Source organism: [Mannheimia] succiniciproducens MBEL55E (genome assembly GCF_000007745.1).
Taxonomy (GTDB): Bacteria; Pseudomonadota; Gammaproteobacteria; order Enterobacterales; family Pasteurellaceae; genus Basfia; species Basfia succiniciproducens.
This window is the reverse complement of record NC_006300.1, coordinates 2,068,089-2,085,066: the sequence shown is the minus strand read 5'-3', so window position 1 is coordinate 2,085,066 and position 16,978 is coordinate 2,068,089. Positions and strand designations below refer to the sequence as shown.

The window sequence follows — 16,978 nt, the reverse complement described above, 5'->3', positions numbered from 1 at the left end:
CATAATAGGAAAATAACTTTCAACTATTTTTTGAAAATTGCCCGAAATGAAGAAAACAGACCGCTTTAACCATTTGATTTCATTCACCCACGCCGCCCGATTCGGCAGTTTCAGTGCCGCCGCAGAGGCGTTGGATCTCACGCCGGCTGCAGTCAGTAAAAACGTCGCATTGTTGGAACAGGCGCTCAACGTGCGTTTATTCAACCGCACTACGCGCAGCCTGAGTTTGACGGAAGAAGGACAGGTTTTTTACGCCGAAAGCAAGAAAGCTCTGGCTTTATTAGAAGAGGCGGTCAATCAAATCACCCTTGCCGAATCGCAGGAAATTGCAGGAAATGTACGCATTAGTATGCCGAATGTGGTGGGACGGAATTTAGTCTTTCCGCTGCTTAAATCCTTTAATGAAGATTATCCAAAAATTCATTTGGAACTGGATTTTGACAATAAAGCCATTGATTTTGTTAAAGCCGGATTTGATTTTGTGTTGCGGGTCGGTGAATCGAGCGAAGGTTCATTGGTTGCCCGCCATATCGGTATGATACAAACTTGTTTGGTCGCTTCGCCCGCCTACTTGAAAAGCCAAGGCGTACCGAAAAATATGGCTGATTTACCGCAACATCAGTTGCTTATGACCCGCCTGCCCAATGGTAAACTGCAACCTTGGACATTCAATGAACAAGGCGATAATGTGCATTTTCTTCATGCTCAACCCCATTTGGTTTTGACCGATGCAGAAATGCAAACCCAAGCTGCAGTGCAAGGTTTCGGAATTACGCAACTGCCTGTTTATCTCGCCTTGCCGTATTTACAAAACGGCGAACTGGTTACCATTTTGAATGACAGCTATCAGCCGCTTAAACTATCGTTAAACATCCTATTTCCACATCGAACCCTGCTTGCCCAACGGGTACGAACCACGATGGATTACTTGTTGGAACAGTTGAAACAACACGAAGGATTGCGGATGACGCAGGAAGAATTAAAGGCGTTTTCGTTTAAATAGCAATATGTTGGGTTACTATATTTTCAAAAATTAATTAAAAGCGATATTCCAATTTCAATCTTTTTCTCTTGTAATAAAATGCCAATAATTAACATATATCACAGATATAGAAGAGAAAAATGAAATTTGCATTTTATTATTAGTTTAAATCTAATAGTAAATTAAGTATTCATAGCCTTATCAAATAAAATTCATCCGCCTATAATGACCTCATTCAAGCAACGGAACAGAAGGAAAATTAATATGTATATCATCAACATCACTGTAAACGCCGACTTACCCGAAGAAAAACAGAAAGAAATGTTTCCCCTGCACGTCGAATGGTTTAAGAAACATTTTCAGGAAGGTAAATTTTTAATGCTTGGTCCTTTTATCGATACCGATAAACACGCAGGCGTGATTATCGCTTCAACGGAAAGTCGTGAAGAATTGGATGCTATTTTAAAAGAAGATTGCTACTATCCTGATTTCGCCAAATATGAAATCCGTGAATTCGAACCGAAAATGATTGCAGAAAATATGGCGGATTTTATAGAAAAATAATATGATGAAAAAAATTATTTTTTCACCGCACTTTTTATTGCCGCTCAAGCGCAGGCGGATTATAAAATGAGTTTTTTGAATTGGAAACCAAACCCGCGGAACAACAAGCCATTGTGGATATAGGGTGTGAAAATCTGGGGATTTCGGTGAAAACGGAAGACGGCACGCTGACAATGTATCATGCCACACAAAAAATGCGCCGAGTCTTAACGTGATAGTGGAAATTTATCAAGATGAAGCGGCTTATCAACGGTACCGTGAAACCGCTCACTTTAAAGCCTACATTGTGCAAACCAAAGATATGCTGCTTGATAAAAAACTTCATGAATTAACCGGTATGACTTTGATGAACAAGGGACGATTTTAGTTAAAGTAAAAAGAAACCCCGCGCTTTATGGATAGGTTTATCCAATCATCCACATAAAACAACAAAAAGGAACAAAATATGTCAAATATACTTATTATTTCAGGACATCCGAATTTAGCGAATTCGGTGGTAAATACGATAATTTTAGATGAATTTGCCAAAACACTGCCGCAGGCGGAAATCCGGAAACTTGATCAACTTCATACCAACTATGAATTTGATGTTGCCGCAGAACAAGCGGCTATTGAGAAAGCGGATGTAATCTTATGGCAATTTCCGTTTTACTGGTATGCCATGCCGGCACTGATGAAAAAATGGCTGGATGATGTGTTCGTTCATGGTTTTGCGCATGGTTCGACAGCAAAAATTGCCGGTAAAAAATTATTAATTTCCTTAACGACCGGTGCACCGCTCGAAGCTTATCAAAGAGAAGGATTTTTCAAGCATAAGATGGACGATTTTTTTGCCGCATTTGAAACTACGGCAATTCTTTGCGGTTTGGATTTTCAAGGCGTGCAGTTTTTAAACGGGGTCAGTTATGTCGGGCGTAATGAAGAAAAAATCGCTCAACAACAAGCGGAAGCTAAAGTCTATGCGCAAACTGTGATTGAAAAGGTTAAGCGTCTGTAAGGCCGGATTGGATTTAACAATGAAAAAGTGCGGTAAAAATCCTTAAATTTTTACCGCACTTTTAGTCTTAGTTATTTATTGAATTTTGCGTCAAGGGAAATTTTGCCTGCGCCTGTAATCATCAGAATTAAATAAGTCATGGAGTAAAGCACCGCTAATTCGCCTTGGTTTTCAACCGGGTTGAATAAGGTTTCGGCGCTTGCGTGGAACATGAAGTATGCCACCGCCATTTGACCAGCCAGGATAAATGCGGTAAAGCGGGTGAACAAGCCCAGGATGATGAAGATTCCGCCCAGGGTTTCGATGATGCCGCCTACGCCCATTAATGATGTGAGCTCAACGCCGCCGGTTAATTTTTGTAAACCGTGTAATAAGAACATATAGCCGATGATGACACGGGTCAGTAATAAAATTACCGGGCTAAGGTTTGTCGCCAGAGTTTTGATTAAGTTGTCTAATTTGTAGATTGGATTCATTTTGTTTTCCTTCTGTGAGATTGAAATTTAATTAACAAGAAACGTTTTATTGCGTTTCGATGTGATGCATTTTAATTAAATACAAATTTGCAACAAGATACAAAAATCAAAAAATATTTTGCATAAATAGAAAGATAGAATCCGGAACGCCTGAAATGAAAAGAGCGGATTTTATCCCGCTCTTCAAGTTTGCTATTTGATTTTATATTTCTTCGTCCAGAATTTTTTGGATTTCCAGTTTAAGCTCTTCATCCTGTTCAAAAGCGATTTTCAGCATATCCGCATTGGTAAACATCGGTTTTTTCGGATCATAAACGTCCGCCATTAATTTTACGCTATGACGATCTTTGCCAAAGAACATATTGCCGATACGGTGTACTTTTTCCTGTTCGATACCAAGCGTCGTTAAGGCTTGTTTGCCGGTTCTTAAGGCGCTGTCGAAGGTTTCCCTGATTTGTACGTTCGCCCCGGCCTGCGCTAATTCAAAAACATGATGGCGATCGTAAGCGCGGGCAATAATTTTTGCTTTTGGGTTGATTTGACGGATGTGCTGTACGATTTTAGTTGCCTGTTTGGTATTATCAATGGCGACAATCACCAGTTTGACCGTTTCAATTCCCGCTCTATGCAGCAGATCAGGGTGGCAGGCATCGCCGAAATAGCTGCGAATGCCGCGTTTTTTCATGCCGCTAACCAGTTTTGCGTCTTTATCAATAATAGTCGGTTGAAAACCGGATGCCCGCAATAAGTGGTTGACTATTTGACCAAACCGTCCTAATCCGATAAGAATGATGTCGTTTTGTTCTTCAATCACATCATTTTCCAGCACTTCTCTTACGGCAAATTTAGGCGCGATCCATTTTTGATAAATCACAATAAAAAGCGGTGTTAATGCCATTGATAACACGACGATTGCCGTCATATTGGCATGCACTTCCGCGCTTATTACGCCTTGTAGTGCGGCAGAGGAAAATAATACGAAAGCAAATTCACCGCCCTGCGCCATCAAAACTGCGCGATCCAGAGATTGTAGTTTGGTGGAGCCGGTAGCTCTGGCAACCGCATAAATAATGATGCCTTTGGTTATCATCATAAGGAACAGTGCCGACACAATCATTTTCCAGTGATTTAAAACATGGGTTAAGTCCAGGCTCATTCCCACGCCTAAGAAAAACAAGCCGAGTAATAACCCTTTAAAAGGGTCAATATCCACTTCAAGTTGATGCCGGAAGCTGGAATTCGACAGCAATACGCCCGCTAAAAATGCACCCATTGCCATTGATAAACCGGTGGCTTCCATTAATAAGGCGGAACCTAACACCACAAACAGCGCAACTGCGGTCATTAATTCCCGAATTTTGGTTTTTGCCACTAGGCGGAATAACGGGTCAAGCAACCAAATGCCGGCAACAATCAGCAAGGCTAAACCGGCAAAAGAGACGATGATATGTTGCCATAGGGAATGGGATTGCAGTGAGTCTGCAGTTTGTGCGGGAGAGAGAATAGCAACTAAAGCCAATAAGGGGACAATCAGTAAATCTTCAAAAAGCAGCACGGCGATAATTCGGCGGCTCGGATCCGAGGTCATATCATTACGGTAACTTAGCGTCTGCATAACGATAGCGGTGGAAGTCAGCACAAAACCGCTTGCCGCAATAAATGAAAATTGTAATGAAAAGTTATAAAGCAAGCCGATTGCGGTTAATGCGCCCGTCGCACCAAGTACCTGAAGGCTGCCCATGCCGAAAATATATTTGCGTAAGCCCCATAATTGCTTCGGCTGTATTTCAAGCCCGACTAAAAACAGGAACATTACCACGCCAAGCTCGGCGATATGAATAATAGTGGTCGAATCGGTGAACAATGCCAGCCCGAAAGGTCCGATTGCCAGACCTGCGGCAAGGTAACCCAACACGGGGCCTAGACCGATTTTCTTAAATAAGGGCACGACAATGATTGCGGCACCTAAGAAAGTCACGATACTGACTAAATAATTTGCACCTTCGGTAACCATAATTTCTCCTTGGTAAAAATAAAATAAAGGCGGATTTTATTCCGCCTTAATATGGGGCGCAGAGATTTAAACCAATATCCGCATGCCTTAATTATCGTAAATCGAACAACAAAAATTCCACCTCGTCCGAGGTTTCGATAGTTGCCAGCTCTTCCGCGCTTATACCCAGCGCATCGGAAGTTGCAAGTGCGATATCATTAACCGTTAAATTACCTTTTACCACCTGCAGCCAGTAATTTCTGCGGGAATTTAACCCAAGCTCCACTTTTTGGTGTGCTTTATATTGGTGACGCCAAAGTTTCATATCCTGATAGACTTTGAACGATTCGCCTTCCGCATCGGGCGATAAAATCAACGTTGCCCCTTCTTTATCGGCAAACTGTTTTTGATCGTAACGAGGGCTAACGCCAAGTTCGTTCGGCATAATCCAGATTTGCAGAAGGTGCAAAAGCTCGCTTTCGCTCGGGTTAAATTCCGAATGATAGATACCGGTACCGGCAGACATAATTTGAAATTCGCCGGCAGTAAAGGTTTTCACATTGCCCATGCTGTCTTTGTGCGCAATGGCGCCTTGCAGCACATAGGTCAGAATCTCCATATCCTTGTGCGGATGGGTGCCGAACCCCATGGTCGGCTGAATGAAATCTTCATTGATCACGCGCAAGTCGGAAAAATGCATATGATTGCGGTCGAAATAATCGGCAAAAGAGAAAGTATGGTAGCTATCTAACCAACCGTGATTTGCATGTCCGCGCTCGTTGGATTTTCTTAATTGTAACATAATTTATTTCCTCTATTTAATTTGTAGAACGCCAAATTGCGTTAGTGGGGTGATTTTATTTGAAGATAAATTTGCAACAAGATACAATTTTCAAAGAATATTTTGCAAAAATGGAAAGATAACATGAAAGAAATCAGTTTAGACGATATGCGGTTGTTTGTTTCCGTGGTGCAATCGGGCAGCCTGAGCCATGCCGGCGAATTAACCGGCATACCGGTTTCTCGCCTTAGTCGCCGTTTGACCCAACTCGAACAGGCCTTAGGTACGCAGTTGCTTAATCGTGGGAAAAAAGGTGTAAGCTTAAATGAATTAGGCGAACGTTTTTTCGAACATTCGCAACAGATGCTGCAACAGGCGGAACTTGCCATTGAAAGCGTGCAAAAAAGTCTGGAAAACCCGAGCGGGTTGTTACGGATTTCCGTTGCCGCCGATATTTTCTATCTGTTTATTCAGCCGTATTTAGCTACCTATTTGAATGAAAATCCGCAGGTCAATCTTGAGATAAACCTGAGCAACCAGAAAATCAATATGATTCAGGACGGTGTCGATTTAGCCATTCGAACCGGTGTTATTGATAATGAGAACGTGGTTGCCCGCCTGTGGAAAAAAATGGAATTCGGTGTGTTTGCCAGCCAGGCTTATCTTGCCAAATACAGCGAACCGCAAAGCCCGAATGATCTTTATCAGCATCATATTATCAGCCAAATGTACACTCTGCCCTGGCGGTTTCAGCAAGGGAATCAAGAAGTGGCGGTGTTCCCTCACAGCAGGCTGACCTGCAACGATTTCGCTATCGTCGAACAGCAGCTCAAGCAGCATTCGGGCATTGGTATTTTGCCTATAACCAAAAATCATAACCGCTCGGATCTGATTCGAATTCTAGCGGATTGGCAACTGCAAAGCGTGCCGGTTTCATTGATTTATTACCGTAACCGCGGCGCGATTGCTACGGTACGCAGCTTTGTGGAATTTTTGCAGCGGTTGGTTTGAATTTGAAATTTTGCCAAAATTGACCGCACTTTTAGAGAATCGTGCAAAAATCATAGAGCATTATGCTATTGTTTTTTGATAAAGAAATTTATAATGCGCTTGTTTTTTTATGAGGTACATTTGTGAAGAATAAACGTGCCTTAATTATTTTTTGATTATATTTTAGGAACTTTTATGATAAACATCCCATCTTTAATTCAGGCGCAGCGTAATTTTTTTGCCAAAGGCGCCACAAAGTCACTCTCATTTCGTAAAGAACAGCTTTTACGGTTAAAAGCTTTATTAGAAGAAAATACGCAAGCTATTATTGAAGCCCTAAAAACCGATTTAAATAAACCCGCCGATCAAGTTATGCTGGCGGAAATTTCACCGTTGATTCATGAAATTGATTACATGCTGGAAAATTTAGATCGCTTAGCGGCGCCTAAAGATGTGGAAAGCCCGGAAACTTTAAGCTTTTTTGGCATGGGCGAATATCACAGCCAAATCATTTACGAACCCTACGGCGTAACCTTAAATATTTCCCCGTGGAATTATCCGATTCAGCTTTCAATCTCACCGATTATCGGCGCAATTGCCGCGGGTAATACCGTAGTGTTGAAACCTTCCGAGTTTACCGCGGCGACTTCCGCCTTATTAAACCGTTTGGTTGCGCAGTATTTTGTCCCCGAATTTTTTGTGGTGATTGAAGGCGACGTGGCGGTAAATCAAGCGCTACTAGCGGAAAAATTCGACTATATTTTCTTCACCGGTAGCGTACCGGTCGGTCGCATCGTGATGGCGGCGGCAAGTAAACATTTAACGCCGGTTACCTTGGAATTAGGCGGGAAAAGCCCGTTTATCGTAGATAAAAGTGCAAATCTCGAACAAGCCGCCGAGTCGTTGATTTTCGGTAAAACCTTTAATAGCGGGCAAACCTGTATTGCGCCGGATTATTTGCTTGTTCAGCAAGATGTGAAGGCGGAATTTGTTGCGATTTTAAAGCAAAAATTACAACAAAAATTCGATGATAACCCGTTTGAGAATTATGCAAAAGTGGTGAGCGAACGCCATTATTTACGCATTAAATCTTTCTTGAATGATGGCAAAATTGTTGCCGGCGGTTTATTTAATGACGAAACTCATCAAATGTTGATGACCGTGTTAGACGGCGTTACCTGGGAAAGTCCGGTTATGCAGGATGAGATTTTCGGCTCCGTATTGCCGATGCTCACATTTAACGGTTTTGATGAGGCTATTGAGCGGATTTTAGCTCAGCCAAAGCCACTGGCACTTTACTGCTTTACCGAAACTGAAGAAAATGCAACTGCGGTTTTATCGCAGGTTTCTTTTGGCGGCGGTGCCGTTAACAGCTGTTTCCTGCATTTCTTCAATCACAATCTACCGTTTGGTGGCGTAGGTGATAGCGGAATGGGTAGTTATCACGGTGATCGCAGTTTCTATGAGCTTAGCCATGAAAAAGCGGTAGTAACACGTAAAATAGTTTAGTAAATTGAAAAAAGGCGGAGAATTTCCGCCTTTTTTGTGTCTGAATATCAAGAACCGCACGAAAAGTGCGGTTAAATTTTAAAGAATTTCAGTAATATTCATAAAATATCAGGAAAACTTATGTTGAATTGGTTAATCCGGCAAACGCTAAAACTAAAATCGGGCGAGAAGGGCACTATGGGCATTGAAACGCCCGTTCCGGAGCTTTTTGTTTTTCATTCCGAAACCGATTTGCGGGATGTCAGCCAGTTGCAGGAAAGCGGTATCTGTTTGATTTTGCAAGGTAGAAAAGATGTACGGGTGGGCGATCAACATTATCGGTATCAGGCGGGGGAATTTGTTTGTTATACCGTGGATTTGCCTATTATGACGGAATATCTCACGGATGATGGCGGTTATTTGGATCTCCGGCTGTTTTTTGATTTGCCCTTAATGCGTGAAATTATTGACGAGTTGAACCGGCAAAATTTTTCATTTGCGCCGGCTTCTCAGCAAAAAATTGTCAGCACGGCTTCGCCGGAATTAATCCGCGCTTTTGAGATGCTTATCTGTTTAACGGAAAATTCGCAAGATTTGCCGATTATGCTGCCGCTGATTAAGAAAGCCATTTATTTTTACCTGCTGACCGGCGAACAAGGCGGTACCCTGCGCCAAATCGCCTTGCAAAACAGCAACAGCCAGCGCATTGTCGAAACGGTGGGCTGGTTGAAAGAGCATTACAACGAAAGTTTTGATATTGAACAATTAGCCGCTGCGAGCAGTATGTCCATATCTGGGTTTTATGCGCAATTTCGCCGTTTAACCGGTATGAGTCCGTTACAGTATCAGAAAAATCTGCGTTTAACCAAAGCCAATGCGCTGCTTAAACTAGGGCAAAAAAATATCTCGGAAATTGCTTTTGAAATCGGTTATGACAGTCTGCCGCAATTCAGTCGGGAATATAAACGTTATTTCGGGCATTCGCCGAGATCGGATTTATCACGCGCCGGTTAAGCGCTTAAAGCCGTCTTATCAATAAAAATCCGTAAAAATCGACCGCACTTTTACGTAATTAAGTACGGTAACTTCCATTAATAATAGGTTTTTCTTAGGATTTCCGTCAGTAAATCAAATACTTTAAGTACCCGGGCGGGAGTGACGGTCTGATAAGGGCGATAAAGAAAAAGCTGCCATTTATCAATTTGTATTTCAGGAAAAAGTTGAATTAATTCTCCGAATTCCAGATAAGGTTTTACCATAAAATCATTGATTAAGCCCGCACATTTTCCAAGCAAAACCGCCTGCAGCGCGCTGTAATTATCAACGGAATAAAAAGCGGGATTTTTCGGATTTAGAGTGATGTCCTCATTTAAAAACAAAGTCCAAGGCTTACCCGTATTGGAATTAATGGGAATTGCCATGGGGTAGCGTCGTTCAAAATCCGTTAGATCGGTCGGCTGTCCGAGTTTTTTAACTAACGCCGGCGAGGCTACCAGCACATCACCTATTTCCGTGATTTTTCGCACCACAAAATCCTGATCGGGTTCCAAGCCGATTCGTAGTCCCATATCAATACGGTCTTCCACCATATCCAGCTTGCCCATATCTTCCCGCCAGTCGATGATAATTTCAGGGTAAGACTCAAGCGTAATTAAAAGTTGACGAATAATCTCATCGTTATTCCGCCAGCTAGGCACGGTGATCCGTACAATGCCGGCAAGGTCATCCGCTTGATTTTTGCCCATTTTAAACAAGGTTTCGCTTTCCGCCAGCAGATGTTGGGCGCGTAGTAAAAATTGTTCGCCGAAGCTGGTGAGTTTTATGCTGCGGGTATGGCGCTTAAACAGTTGTTCGCCGAGCTCCGCCTCCAGTTCGTTTACGACTCGGGTAATAACCGACGGCGATACCGACAAACGATTTGCCGTTTCACGGAAATTTAAGGTTTCGGCCGCCACACAGAAATAACGTAACGCATCAAATTTATTCAGCATCCGTTGACCTCCGATTTAAATTATTCTGTTTTTAAGAATATACTGTTCTATATTTGTTTATTTTATTGTAGCAATAGTAGGATTACAATAAATTATTAAAGTAGTAATAGATTCAACAAAAGGACAGACCATGAAATTCAAACTTAAAGCATTAACCGCCACACTTTTCTTAGGTTCATCACTATTAGGAGCAAACGCTATGGCACAACTTCCACAAAACGCAACGGCAATTGAAGTGCCGGCACAAAGTATTCAATTAACCCAAGAGTGGGACAAAATTTTTCCGAAATCAGACAAAGTAGAACACCGTAAAGTCACTTTCAAAAACCGCTACGGCATTACCTTGGTCGGCGATTTGTATGTGCCAAAAGGTGCAACGGGCAAATTACCTGCGATTGCGGTGAGCGGACCGTTCGGGGCGGTGAAAGAACAATCTTCTGGTTTATATGCGCAACATTTGGCAGAACGTGGTTTTGTGACGGTAGCATTTGACGGTTCGTTCACCGGCGAAAGTTCGGGTTTACCACGAAACACAGCATCACCTGAAATCAATACCGATGATTTTGTTTCTGCAGTAGATTTTTTAGGTTCATTAGATAACGTCGATCGTGAAAAAATCGGTGTATTAGGTATTTGCGGTTGGGGTGGTTTTGCACTGAACTCGGCAATTTCCGATCCGCGCATTAAAGCGGTTGCCACCAGTACTATGTATGATATGACTCAAGTGATGGCCGACGGCTATGAAATCAAAATGGAACCCAATCCAAAAGTGCCATACGAGCGTACATCGCCGATGACAACGGAAGCACGTTATAAAATGAAACAAGATTTAGCCAATGCCCGTTGGGAAGCGGCAGCAAACGGCTACTCCTTGAACGGTAAAGCGGAAGATCACCTAACGCCGCAAGATAAAATCACAGCGGAAACCCCGCGATTTGTGCGCGAATATTCCAATTTCTACAAAACCAAACGCGGCTTCCACCCGCGCAGCGTAAACTCGACCACAGGTTGGAACACGGCGATGACTCCGTCATTCATCAATATGCCGATTTTACAGCGTGCAGGTGAACTCAAAGCACCAGCCTTAGTGGTTCACGGTGAATTTGCCCACAGCCGTTACTTCGGCGAAGATGCTTACAAAGCCCTAGGCAGCAAAAACAAAGAGTTATATATCGTACCGGGTGCAAACCACACCGATTTATACGATGATGTAAACGGCAAAATCCCATACGACAAATTCGAACAATTCTTTAAAGCGAATTTGAAATAAACCGTAGGTGGGCATTCCTGCCCACCAATAAAAATATCATCGTAAATGGTGGGCAGGAATGCCCACCCTACAAGCAAAGGAAATATGATGGACTACACACTCAATCTCCCCTTAAACCAACTTATCGCCCAAAATAGCGAATTGTTTAGTAAAATTCACCAAGTTGTCGATAAAAATGCGCCGTTAGTGGCAGAACTTAATTCCGGTTTTAGAACGCAAAACGAAATACGGGCAATTTTAAATGAAATGACCGGCACGGAAATTGATGCAAGTTTTCACGTGAATTTACCGCTTTATACCGACTTTAGTGCGCATATTCGTATTGGCAAACGAGTGTTTATTAACACTGCGGTAATGCTTACCGACTTAGGCGGCATCACACTTGAAGATGATGTTTTGATTGGTCCGCGCGTGAACATTATCACCGTAGATCACCCCATTGATCCCGCACAACGTCGAGGCGTAATTGTTAAACCGGTTGTGATTAAAAAGAATGCGTGGATTGGCGCCGGGGCAACCATTTTAGCCGGTGTAACCGTGGGTGAAAATGCCATTGTCGCCGCAGGTGCTGTGGTGAACAAAGACGTACCCGCTAATACGATAGTAGGCGGTATTCCCGCCAAATTGATTAAGGAAATCTGATGAAAAAAATCTTCGCTTTTTTAATCGCACTTTTTTGTACCACCTCAGTTTTAGGAGCACCAATGAATATAGAAATCCAAATTGCAAACTCCAATGAAAAAATCACCGCTTCTTTGGCTGACAACCAAACCGCCCGTGATTTTTATGCGCAATTACCGCTCAGTATGCAACTGGAAGATTATGCCAACTCGGAAAAAATCGGTCACGGTATTCCCAAACGCTTATCCATTGCGGACAGTCCGAAGGGTTATGCAGGCAAAAAAGGCGACTTAACCTATTATGCCCCTTGGGGAAATCTTGCTATTTTTTATCAAGATTCCCATGTGGGTTATGCCAACGGATTGGTCTATTTCGGTAAGCTAACCGCCGGATTGGAAACCCTAAGTAAACTTAATGGCGAAGTGGTTACGATTAAGAAAGCGGAATGATTCGAATAAATCGCGATAGCAGAAGAAAGGCGTTGCGGCATACGGCAGTCTGTTTGTTTGCTGAGGTAAACTCTTGGCGGTCAAAATTCGCTATATCAACGGAAGTGATTAAGCAAATTTAATACAATCACAAGCGATCGTTTTGCTCAAAGGCTTACTCAAAATCATCAGTTAATTCACCGGATAGATTAGAATTAGCAAAAACTTCCGCAAAAGTTTGTGCTTTGGATTGCTTCTCGTAATAGGTATAACCTGCCAACACATTGATTACCTTACCTCATTTTGTCATATACACGGATTCAGTTTCGGAAAGTTTTAAAACTAAGTTGGCTTTTTGATGATTTGTTATGTATAAGAATTGTGCAAAAGGCTGTTTGTCTGAGGGAAATTAACCGTTGCAGGGTCATAAAATCCCATTTCCTTTGTCACGATGGTGAAAAAAAGGAGTATACTCAAATGAAATAAAAGCGATTTTATCAGCTGGAGGTTGTTATGGGTGATTTATTTGTCAAATTCAACTTTGCCTGGCCTTGGATGGGGCTGGCGATGGCGGCGGTGTTGTCGGTGTTGATGATTAGTACCGATATTTTCCGTAGTGATGAAAATAGTCACCGTTGGACGGATCCCGTTTGGTTGGCCTGGCTGGTAGTGCCTTTATATATGTTTCACCAATTCGAAGAATTCGCCCTTTCCTATAATGTGGCGACCGACAGCTATAATGTAGTCACCGAAGTTTGTCGCTTGCACGGTTATAAGTCTTATGAACCTTGTCCGATTCCGGCGGTACATTTTCCGTTTGTGAACGTATTGTTTGCCTGGATTGCCGCGCCGCTTGCCGCCATAATGAGCAAACGTAATTCGCTGGTCGGTTTGAGTTTATACGGTTTTATCTTTGCCGAAGGTGTGTTGCACTTAACGTTCGGCTTACTTGACCATCAACCTTTCCTTAATCACGGTGGGTTAATTACCGGTTCATTACTGTTTATTCCGATTTCTCTTTGGGTGATTTTTATCGGCGTGAAGGCAAATATCATGAGCTGTAATGCGATGATTTGCACAATTTTTGCCGGTGTTATCGGGCAAATATGCTTGTTTAACGCCTATTCCATTTTTCCGGACTTCGGTGTTACAGGCATGCTCATTATGGATGCTATCGCCGTGTTTATCCCGCTGGTTCTGGCGGCATTGGTTTCCCGACGAATAATTTAGTATAAAGTGCGGTGAAAAATTAAGGATTTTTGCGGTTTATTTTTTTGTAAACAGACCCTATATTGTAGGCAGGCTTAATTTTAGATAATGGTATTACAGCAATTTTACATAGTTAGGTATAAGGTTGTTTTAGCATTTAACAATAAATAAGGATTTTTAATGGGCTTTAATAAATATTACCTAAAAATGGAAGAGCATTTTCTTTACGTACCTTATTATAACCATCAGCGTCGCATTCGGGTGCTGCTGCCTAAAGATTATTACAAAGAAGACTGGCAGAGCTATCCCGTATTGTATATGCATGACGGACAAAATATATTTTACAGTAAGGAATCTTATTCCGGTTACTCTTGGAAAATTATCCCGACGATTAAATATCATAAAGAATTTCCTAAAATCATTATTGTGGGTATTGATAACGCCACTGTTGACCGTTTGGACGAATACGCGCCTTGGCGCACGGACGTGGGCAATACGGCGGAAGCGCGTAATACGGGCGGTAAGGGTGCGGAGTACGGGCAGTGGGTAGTGGAAACCGTGAAACCCTTTATCGACGGCCATTATCGTACCAAACCGCAGCGAGAAAATACCTTATTGGCGGGGAGTTCCATGGGGGCGATTATTACCGCTTACATGGGCGCGGCTTATCCGCATATATTCGGGCATTTAGGGGTATTTTCTCTGGCTTCCTGGTTTAGCGAAAACGAATTTTTACGCTTTATGCACGAACATCCTATCGATCGGGCAAGCCGAGTGTTTATTCAGGTGGGGACCAAAGAGGGTGATGATGCGGATGCGCAATATATTTCCAATATGAATCAGGCTTATATCGATAGCACTTTGTATTATTATCAGGCGCTGATTCGTACCGGGCACCCGTTGGATAATATCCGATTAAAAATTATGGCGAATGAAATTCATCATGAAAAATATTGGGCGAGCCATTTTGTGGATTTTTTGCGTTTTTCTTTAATGGGTAAATAGTGGGAAAACGCACTAAATAAGCGAAAAGTGCGGTCGTTTTTTTAGAAATTTCAGCAAAAACGGATGCTTGTGCATCCGTTTTTAGTTTGGGCGTTAAATAATGCCTTGTTCTTCCAGTTTTGATAAGAAAAACGGCATTTGTTTGCGCCACCAAGGCCAATCGTGATCAACGTCTTCGCCCCAGTAATCAAACCAGGCGGGAATACCTTTTGCGTTGAAAGCTTCCTGTAAGCGAACCGTATCACTGACATGCTCATTTTCCCAAGCGCCTTGACCGACAGCCACAATAAAATGATTGCGGCGATATTGGTTTAAGAACCAATCGTCGTTTTGTCCCCAAAGGGAGTCTATCGGCGAGTTGAAATACACGGTCGGGTCACCATAGAATTCGCCGGTAAAGAAACGGGCGTCATACACACCGCTTAATGCGATAGTGGTGTCGAACAAATCCGGGTGGCGAAGGGCAAAGTTCACGGAGTGGAATGCGCCCATGCTGCAACCTGTTGCGATCATAGTACCGTTCCATTGGGATTCGTGACGGATTAACGGCACAAGCTCGTGTACGATATAGCGATCGTAAGCGTTATGGGCTAATGCCATATCATGACCGGATTTCCAGGTAGCGAGCCAGGATTCTTTATCATAAGAATCCGGCGTATAAATTTTGATTAAACCGCGATCAATAAAAGAACGGCAGGCATCGATCATACCGAAATTGGCATATTCTTCCTGATTGCCGCCCGAAGAAGGAAATACAATAACGGGTTTGCCGGTATGACCGTATACGTTGAAGTACATCTCGCGTCCTAATTCACTGCTCCATTGGCTTCTTCTTTCAAAATGCATAAAAATATTCTCCGGTATAAGTTACAAAGAGGGTGCACATAACCAGGTGCGCCTTATTACAATAAAACGGAGGTGAACCGAATTACTGTTTTGCTTGGGCAAATTGCACGATTTCACGCATTTGCTCAATGGTTTTCGTTCTCACCAAAATACCGTGCTCGCCCATTACTTTGGCAAATACGCCCGGCACGGTTTGTACGCTGATGATGTTATCGCCGAATTTTTGACAAACATCATCAATTGAATTTACATAGTTTTGATTGGCTTTGCGGGAAATATAAACCACATTCCAAGGATGTGTAATGTCGGAATAGAATTTATTTTCCGTCACCACATTGGCGTATTCACGGAATACATCGAAATCGTTGGCATAGTTCCACATATCGATGGTTAAACCGCCCGGCGGACGACAGTTGATTTCAAGCGGCAGTAATTCGCCTGATTTTTTTACCCGGAAGAATTCAAAGTGGAAGAAACGCTCGCGCACGTTAAAGGCTTCTACGCATTGTTCGCCGAGTTTTACTAATTTCGGAGAGATTTCACGGGGCACGTAATAGAACATATCGCCGTCTTTTTCTACCGTATCAAGCACCGCTTCGGAATATTCAAGGCTTGAATAGAACACGATTTTACCGTCGTGATCCGTTAAACCGTCGAAGGTCACGATATCGCCGTCGATAAATTCTTCCATAATATATTCGACGTTCGGGTTTTTATAGCCGAAAAAGTCTTCCAATTCCACCGCACTTTTAATTTTATAAGTGTCGCTTGCACCCACGCCGGAATTCGGCTTAACGATAACCGGAAATTTAAGCTGCTTTGCCAGTTTACGCGCATCTTCATCATCTTTAAATACACGGCCTTTTGCCACTTTTAAACCGGATTTGCGGAATACTTCTTTCATTTGCGCTTTGGTTTTTATAGCTAACATATCGTCATTTTTATAACCAAACACATTGAAATCGGTGCGTAGTTTCGCATCTAGTTCCAGCCAGTATTCATTATGGGATTCTACGCGATCGATGCGACCGTATTTATGGGCAAAATAACCGACGGCGCGATAAACCTGTTCATAATCTTCCATATTATCAACACGATAGTATTCTGTTAGATTGTTGCGTAATGTTTCGCTTAATTGTTCGTAAGGCGTATCGGCAATACCTAATGTATTGATTCCTTTTTCTCTCATACGAACGGCAAAGGTTTCAAAATTTGTCGGGAAATGTGGTGAGATCATCACAAAATTAAGAGCTCTAGACATAATTTATTCTCATATTTACTAAAAAATCATCAGTACATATAGATTCTAAGCGACTTTTAACAAAAAGTGTAATGAA

General features: G+C 42.4%; 19 protein-coding genes. 13 read left to right on the top strand and 6 right to left on the bottom strand.

Translation table 11 applies throughout. From position 1 onward, the window contains the following. The first annotated feature begins 46 nt into the window (after nucleotides 1–46). The 5 genes from MS_RS09730 (at nucleotide 47) to MS_RS09715 (ending at nucleotide 2,543) form a co-directional block, all read left to right on the top strand. Nucleotides 47–1,003: a LysR family transcriptional regulator gene (locus MS_RS09730; RefSeq protein WP_041640065.1), complete on the top strand. Its 957-nt coding sequence runs from the start codon at nucleotides 47–49 to the stop codon at nucleotides 1,001–1,003. 243 nt (nucleotides 1,004–1,246) lie between these two features. Continuing rightward, on the top strand, nucleotides 1,247–1,546 hold the full coding sequence (locus tag MS_RS09725) for a YciI family protein (protein ID WP_041640064.1): 300 nt from the start codon (nucleotides 1,247–1,249) through the stop codon (nucleotides 1,544–1,546). Nucleotides 1,547–1,626: 80 nt separating this feature from the next. After that, nucleotides 1,627–1,761, top strand: coding sequence for a hypothetical protein (locus tag MS_RS11260; RefSeq protein WP_011201295.1), 135 nt, complete (start codon nucleotides 1,627–1,629; stop codon nucleotides 1,759–1,761). 2 nt (nucleotides 1,762–1,763) lie between these two features. Further along, nucleotides 1,764–1,913, top strand: coding sequence for a putative quinol monooxygenase (locus tag MS_RS11170; RefSeq protein WP_157847502.1), 150 nt, complete (start codon nucleotides 1,764–1,766; stop codon nucleotides 1,911–1,913). Between the two features lie 78 nt (nucleotides 1,914–1,991). Continuing rightward, complete coding sequence (locus MS_RS09715) at nucleotides 1,992–2,543, top strand: NAD(P)H-dependent oxidoreductase (RefSeq protein ID WP_011201293.1); 552 nt, start codon at nucleotides 1,992–1,994, stop codon at nucleotides 2,541–2,543. A 71-nt stretch (nucleotides 2,544–2,614) separates the two neighbouring features. On the opposite strand, the gene MS_RS09710 is transcribed toward MS_RS09715, so the two are convergent. The 3 genes from MS_RS09710 to MS_RS09700 all read right to left on the bottom strand — a co-directional run bounded on the left by MS_RS09710 (nucleotide 2,615) and on the right by MS_RS09700 (nucleotide 5,814). Further along, entirely contained in the window at nucleotides 2,615–3,019 is a 405-nt protein-coding gene (locus MS_RS09710; protein WP_011201291.1) for a DoxX family protein, read from the bottom strand. A 202-nt stretch (nucleotides 3,020–3,221) separates the two neighbouring features. Beyond that, the gene (locus MS_RS09705; RefSeq protein WP_011201290.1) at nucleotides 3,222–5,033 is read right to left on the bottom strand and encodes a monovalent cation:proton antiporter-2 (CPA2) family protein; all 1,812 of its coding nucleotides are present in this window, start codon (nucleotides 5,031–5,033) and stop codon (nucleotides 3,222–3,224) included. Between the two features lie 91 nt (nucleotides 5,034–5,124). Continuing rightward, nucleotides 5,125–5,814, bottom strand: a complete 690-nt coding sequence (locus tag MS_RS09700) for a pirin family protein (RefSeq protein WP_011201289.1) — start codon at nucleotides 5,812–5,814, stop codon at nucleotides 5,125–5,127. A gap of 123 nt (nucleotides 5,815–5,937) precedes the next feature. Between MS_RS09700 and MS_RS09695 the strand changes: the two genes are divergently transcribed. The 3 genes from MS_RS09695 to MS_RS09685 all read left to right on the top strand — a co-directional run bounded on the left by MS_RS09695 (nucleotide 5,938) and on the right by MS_RS09685 (nucleotide 9,285). Continuing rightward, entirely contained in the window at nucleotides 5,938–6,804 is an 867-nt protein-coding gene (locus tag MS_RS09695) for a LysR family transcriptional regulator (protein WP_041640063.1), read from the top strand. 174 nt (nucleotides 6,805–6,978) lie between these two features. Continuing rightward, entirely contained in the window at nucleotides 6,979–8,292 is a 1,314-nt protein-coding gene (locus tag MS_RS09690) for an aldehyde dehydrogenase family protein (RefSeq protein WP_011201286.1), read from the top strand. Nucleotides 8,293–8,412: 120 nt separating this feature from the next. Continuing rightward, on the top strand, nucleotides 8,413–9,285 hold the full coding sequence (locus MS_RS09685) for an AraC family transcriptional regulator (RefSeq protein WP_011201285.1): 873 nt from the start codon (nucleotides 8,413–8,415) through the stop codon (nucleotides 9,283–9,285). A gap of 77 nt (nucleotides 9,286–9,362) precedes the next feature. On the opposite strand, the gene MS_RS09680 is transcribed toward MS_RS09685, so the two are convergent. Then, a complete protein-coding gene (locus MS_RS09680) occupies nucleotides 9,363–10,262 on the bottom strand; it encodes a LysR family transcriptional regulator (RefSeq protein WP_011201284.1) in 900 nt (299 codons plus the stop codon). A gap of 130 nt (nucleotides 10,263–10,392) precedes the next feature. On the opposite strand from MS_RS09680, the gene MS_RS09675 reads away from it, so the two are divergent. From MS_RS09675 to MS_RS09655, 5 genes are all read left to right on the top strand, one after another. Next, on the top strand, nucleotides 10,393–11,532 hold the full coding sequence (locus MS_RS09675; RefSeq protein WP_011201283.1) for an alpha/beta hydrolase: 1,140 nt from the start codon (nucleotides 10,393–10,395) through the stop codon (nucleotides 11,530–11,532). Between the two features lie 87 nt (nucleotides 11,533–11,619). Beyond that, on the top strand, nucleotides 11,620–12,174 hold the full coding sequence (locus tag MS_RS09670; protein ID WP_041640062.1) for a DapH/DapD/GlmU-related protein: 555 nt from the start codon (nucleotides 11,620–11,622) through the stop codon (nucleotides 12,172–12,174). A gap of 62 nt (nucleotides 12,175–12,236) precedes the next feature. After that, nucleotides 12,237–12,602 (top strand): cyclophilin-like fold protein, encoded by a 366-nt coding sequence (locus tag MS_RS09665; protein ID WP_226977685.1) that lies wholly within the window; start codon nucleotides 12,237–12,239, stop codon nucleotides 12,600–12,602. A 492-nt stretch (nucleotides 12,603–13,094) separates the two neighbouring features. Then, nucleotides 13,095–13,811, top strand: coding sequence for an HXXEE domain-containing protein (locus tag MS_RS09660; protein ID WP_011201279.1), 717 nt, complete (start codon nucleotides 13,095–13,097; stop codon nucleotides 13,809–13,811). A gap of 159 nt (nucleotides 13,812–13,970) precedes the next feature. Then, nucleotides 13,971–14,795 (top strand): alpha/beta hydrolase, encoded by an 825-nt coding sequence (locus MS_RS09655; RefSeq protein ID WP_011201278.1) that lies wholly within the window; start codon nucleotides 13,971–13,973, stop codon nucleotides 14,793–14,795. 93 nt (nucleotides 14,796–14,888) lie between these two features. Here MS_RS09655 and MS_RS09650 read toward each other — a convergent pair whose 3' ends face one another. Both MS_RS09650 and MS_RS09645 read right to left on the bottom strand, forming a co-directional pair. Beyond that, nucleotides 14,889–15,641, bottom strand: a complete 753-nt coding sequence (locus MS_RS09650; RefSeq protein ID WP_011201277.1) for an esterase family protein — start codon at nucleotides 15,639–15,641, stop codon at nucleotides 14,889–14,891. An 82-nt stretch (nucleotides 15,642–15,723) separates the two neighbouring features. Beyond that, the gene (locus tag MS_RS09645) at nucleotides 15,724–16,902 is read right to left on the bottom strand and encodes an ATP-grasp domain-containing protein (RefSeq protein ID WP_011201276.1); all 1,179 of its coding nucleotides are present in this window, start codon (nucleotides 16,900–16,902) and stop codon (nucleotides 15,724–15,726) included. Nucleotides 16,903–16,978 lie beyond the last annotated feature (76 nt).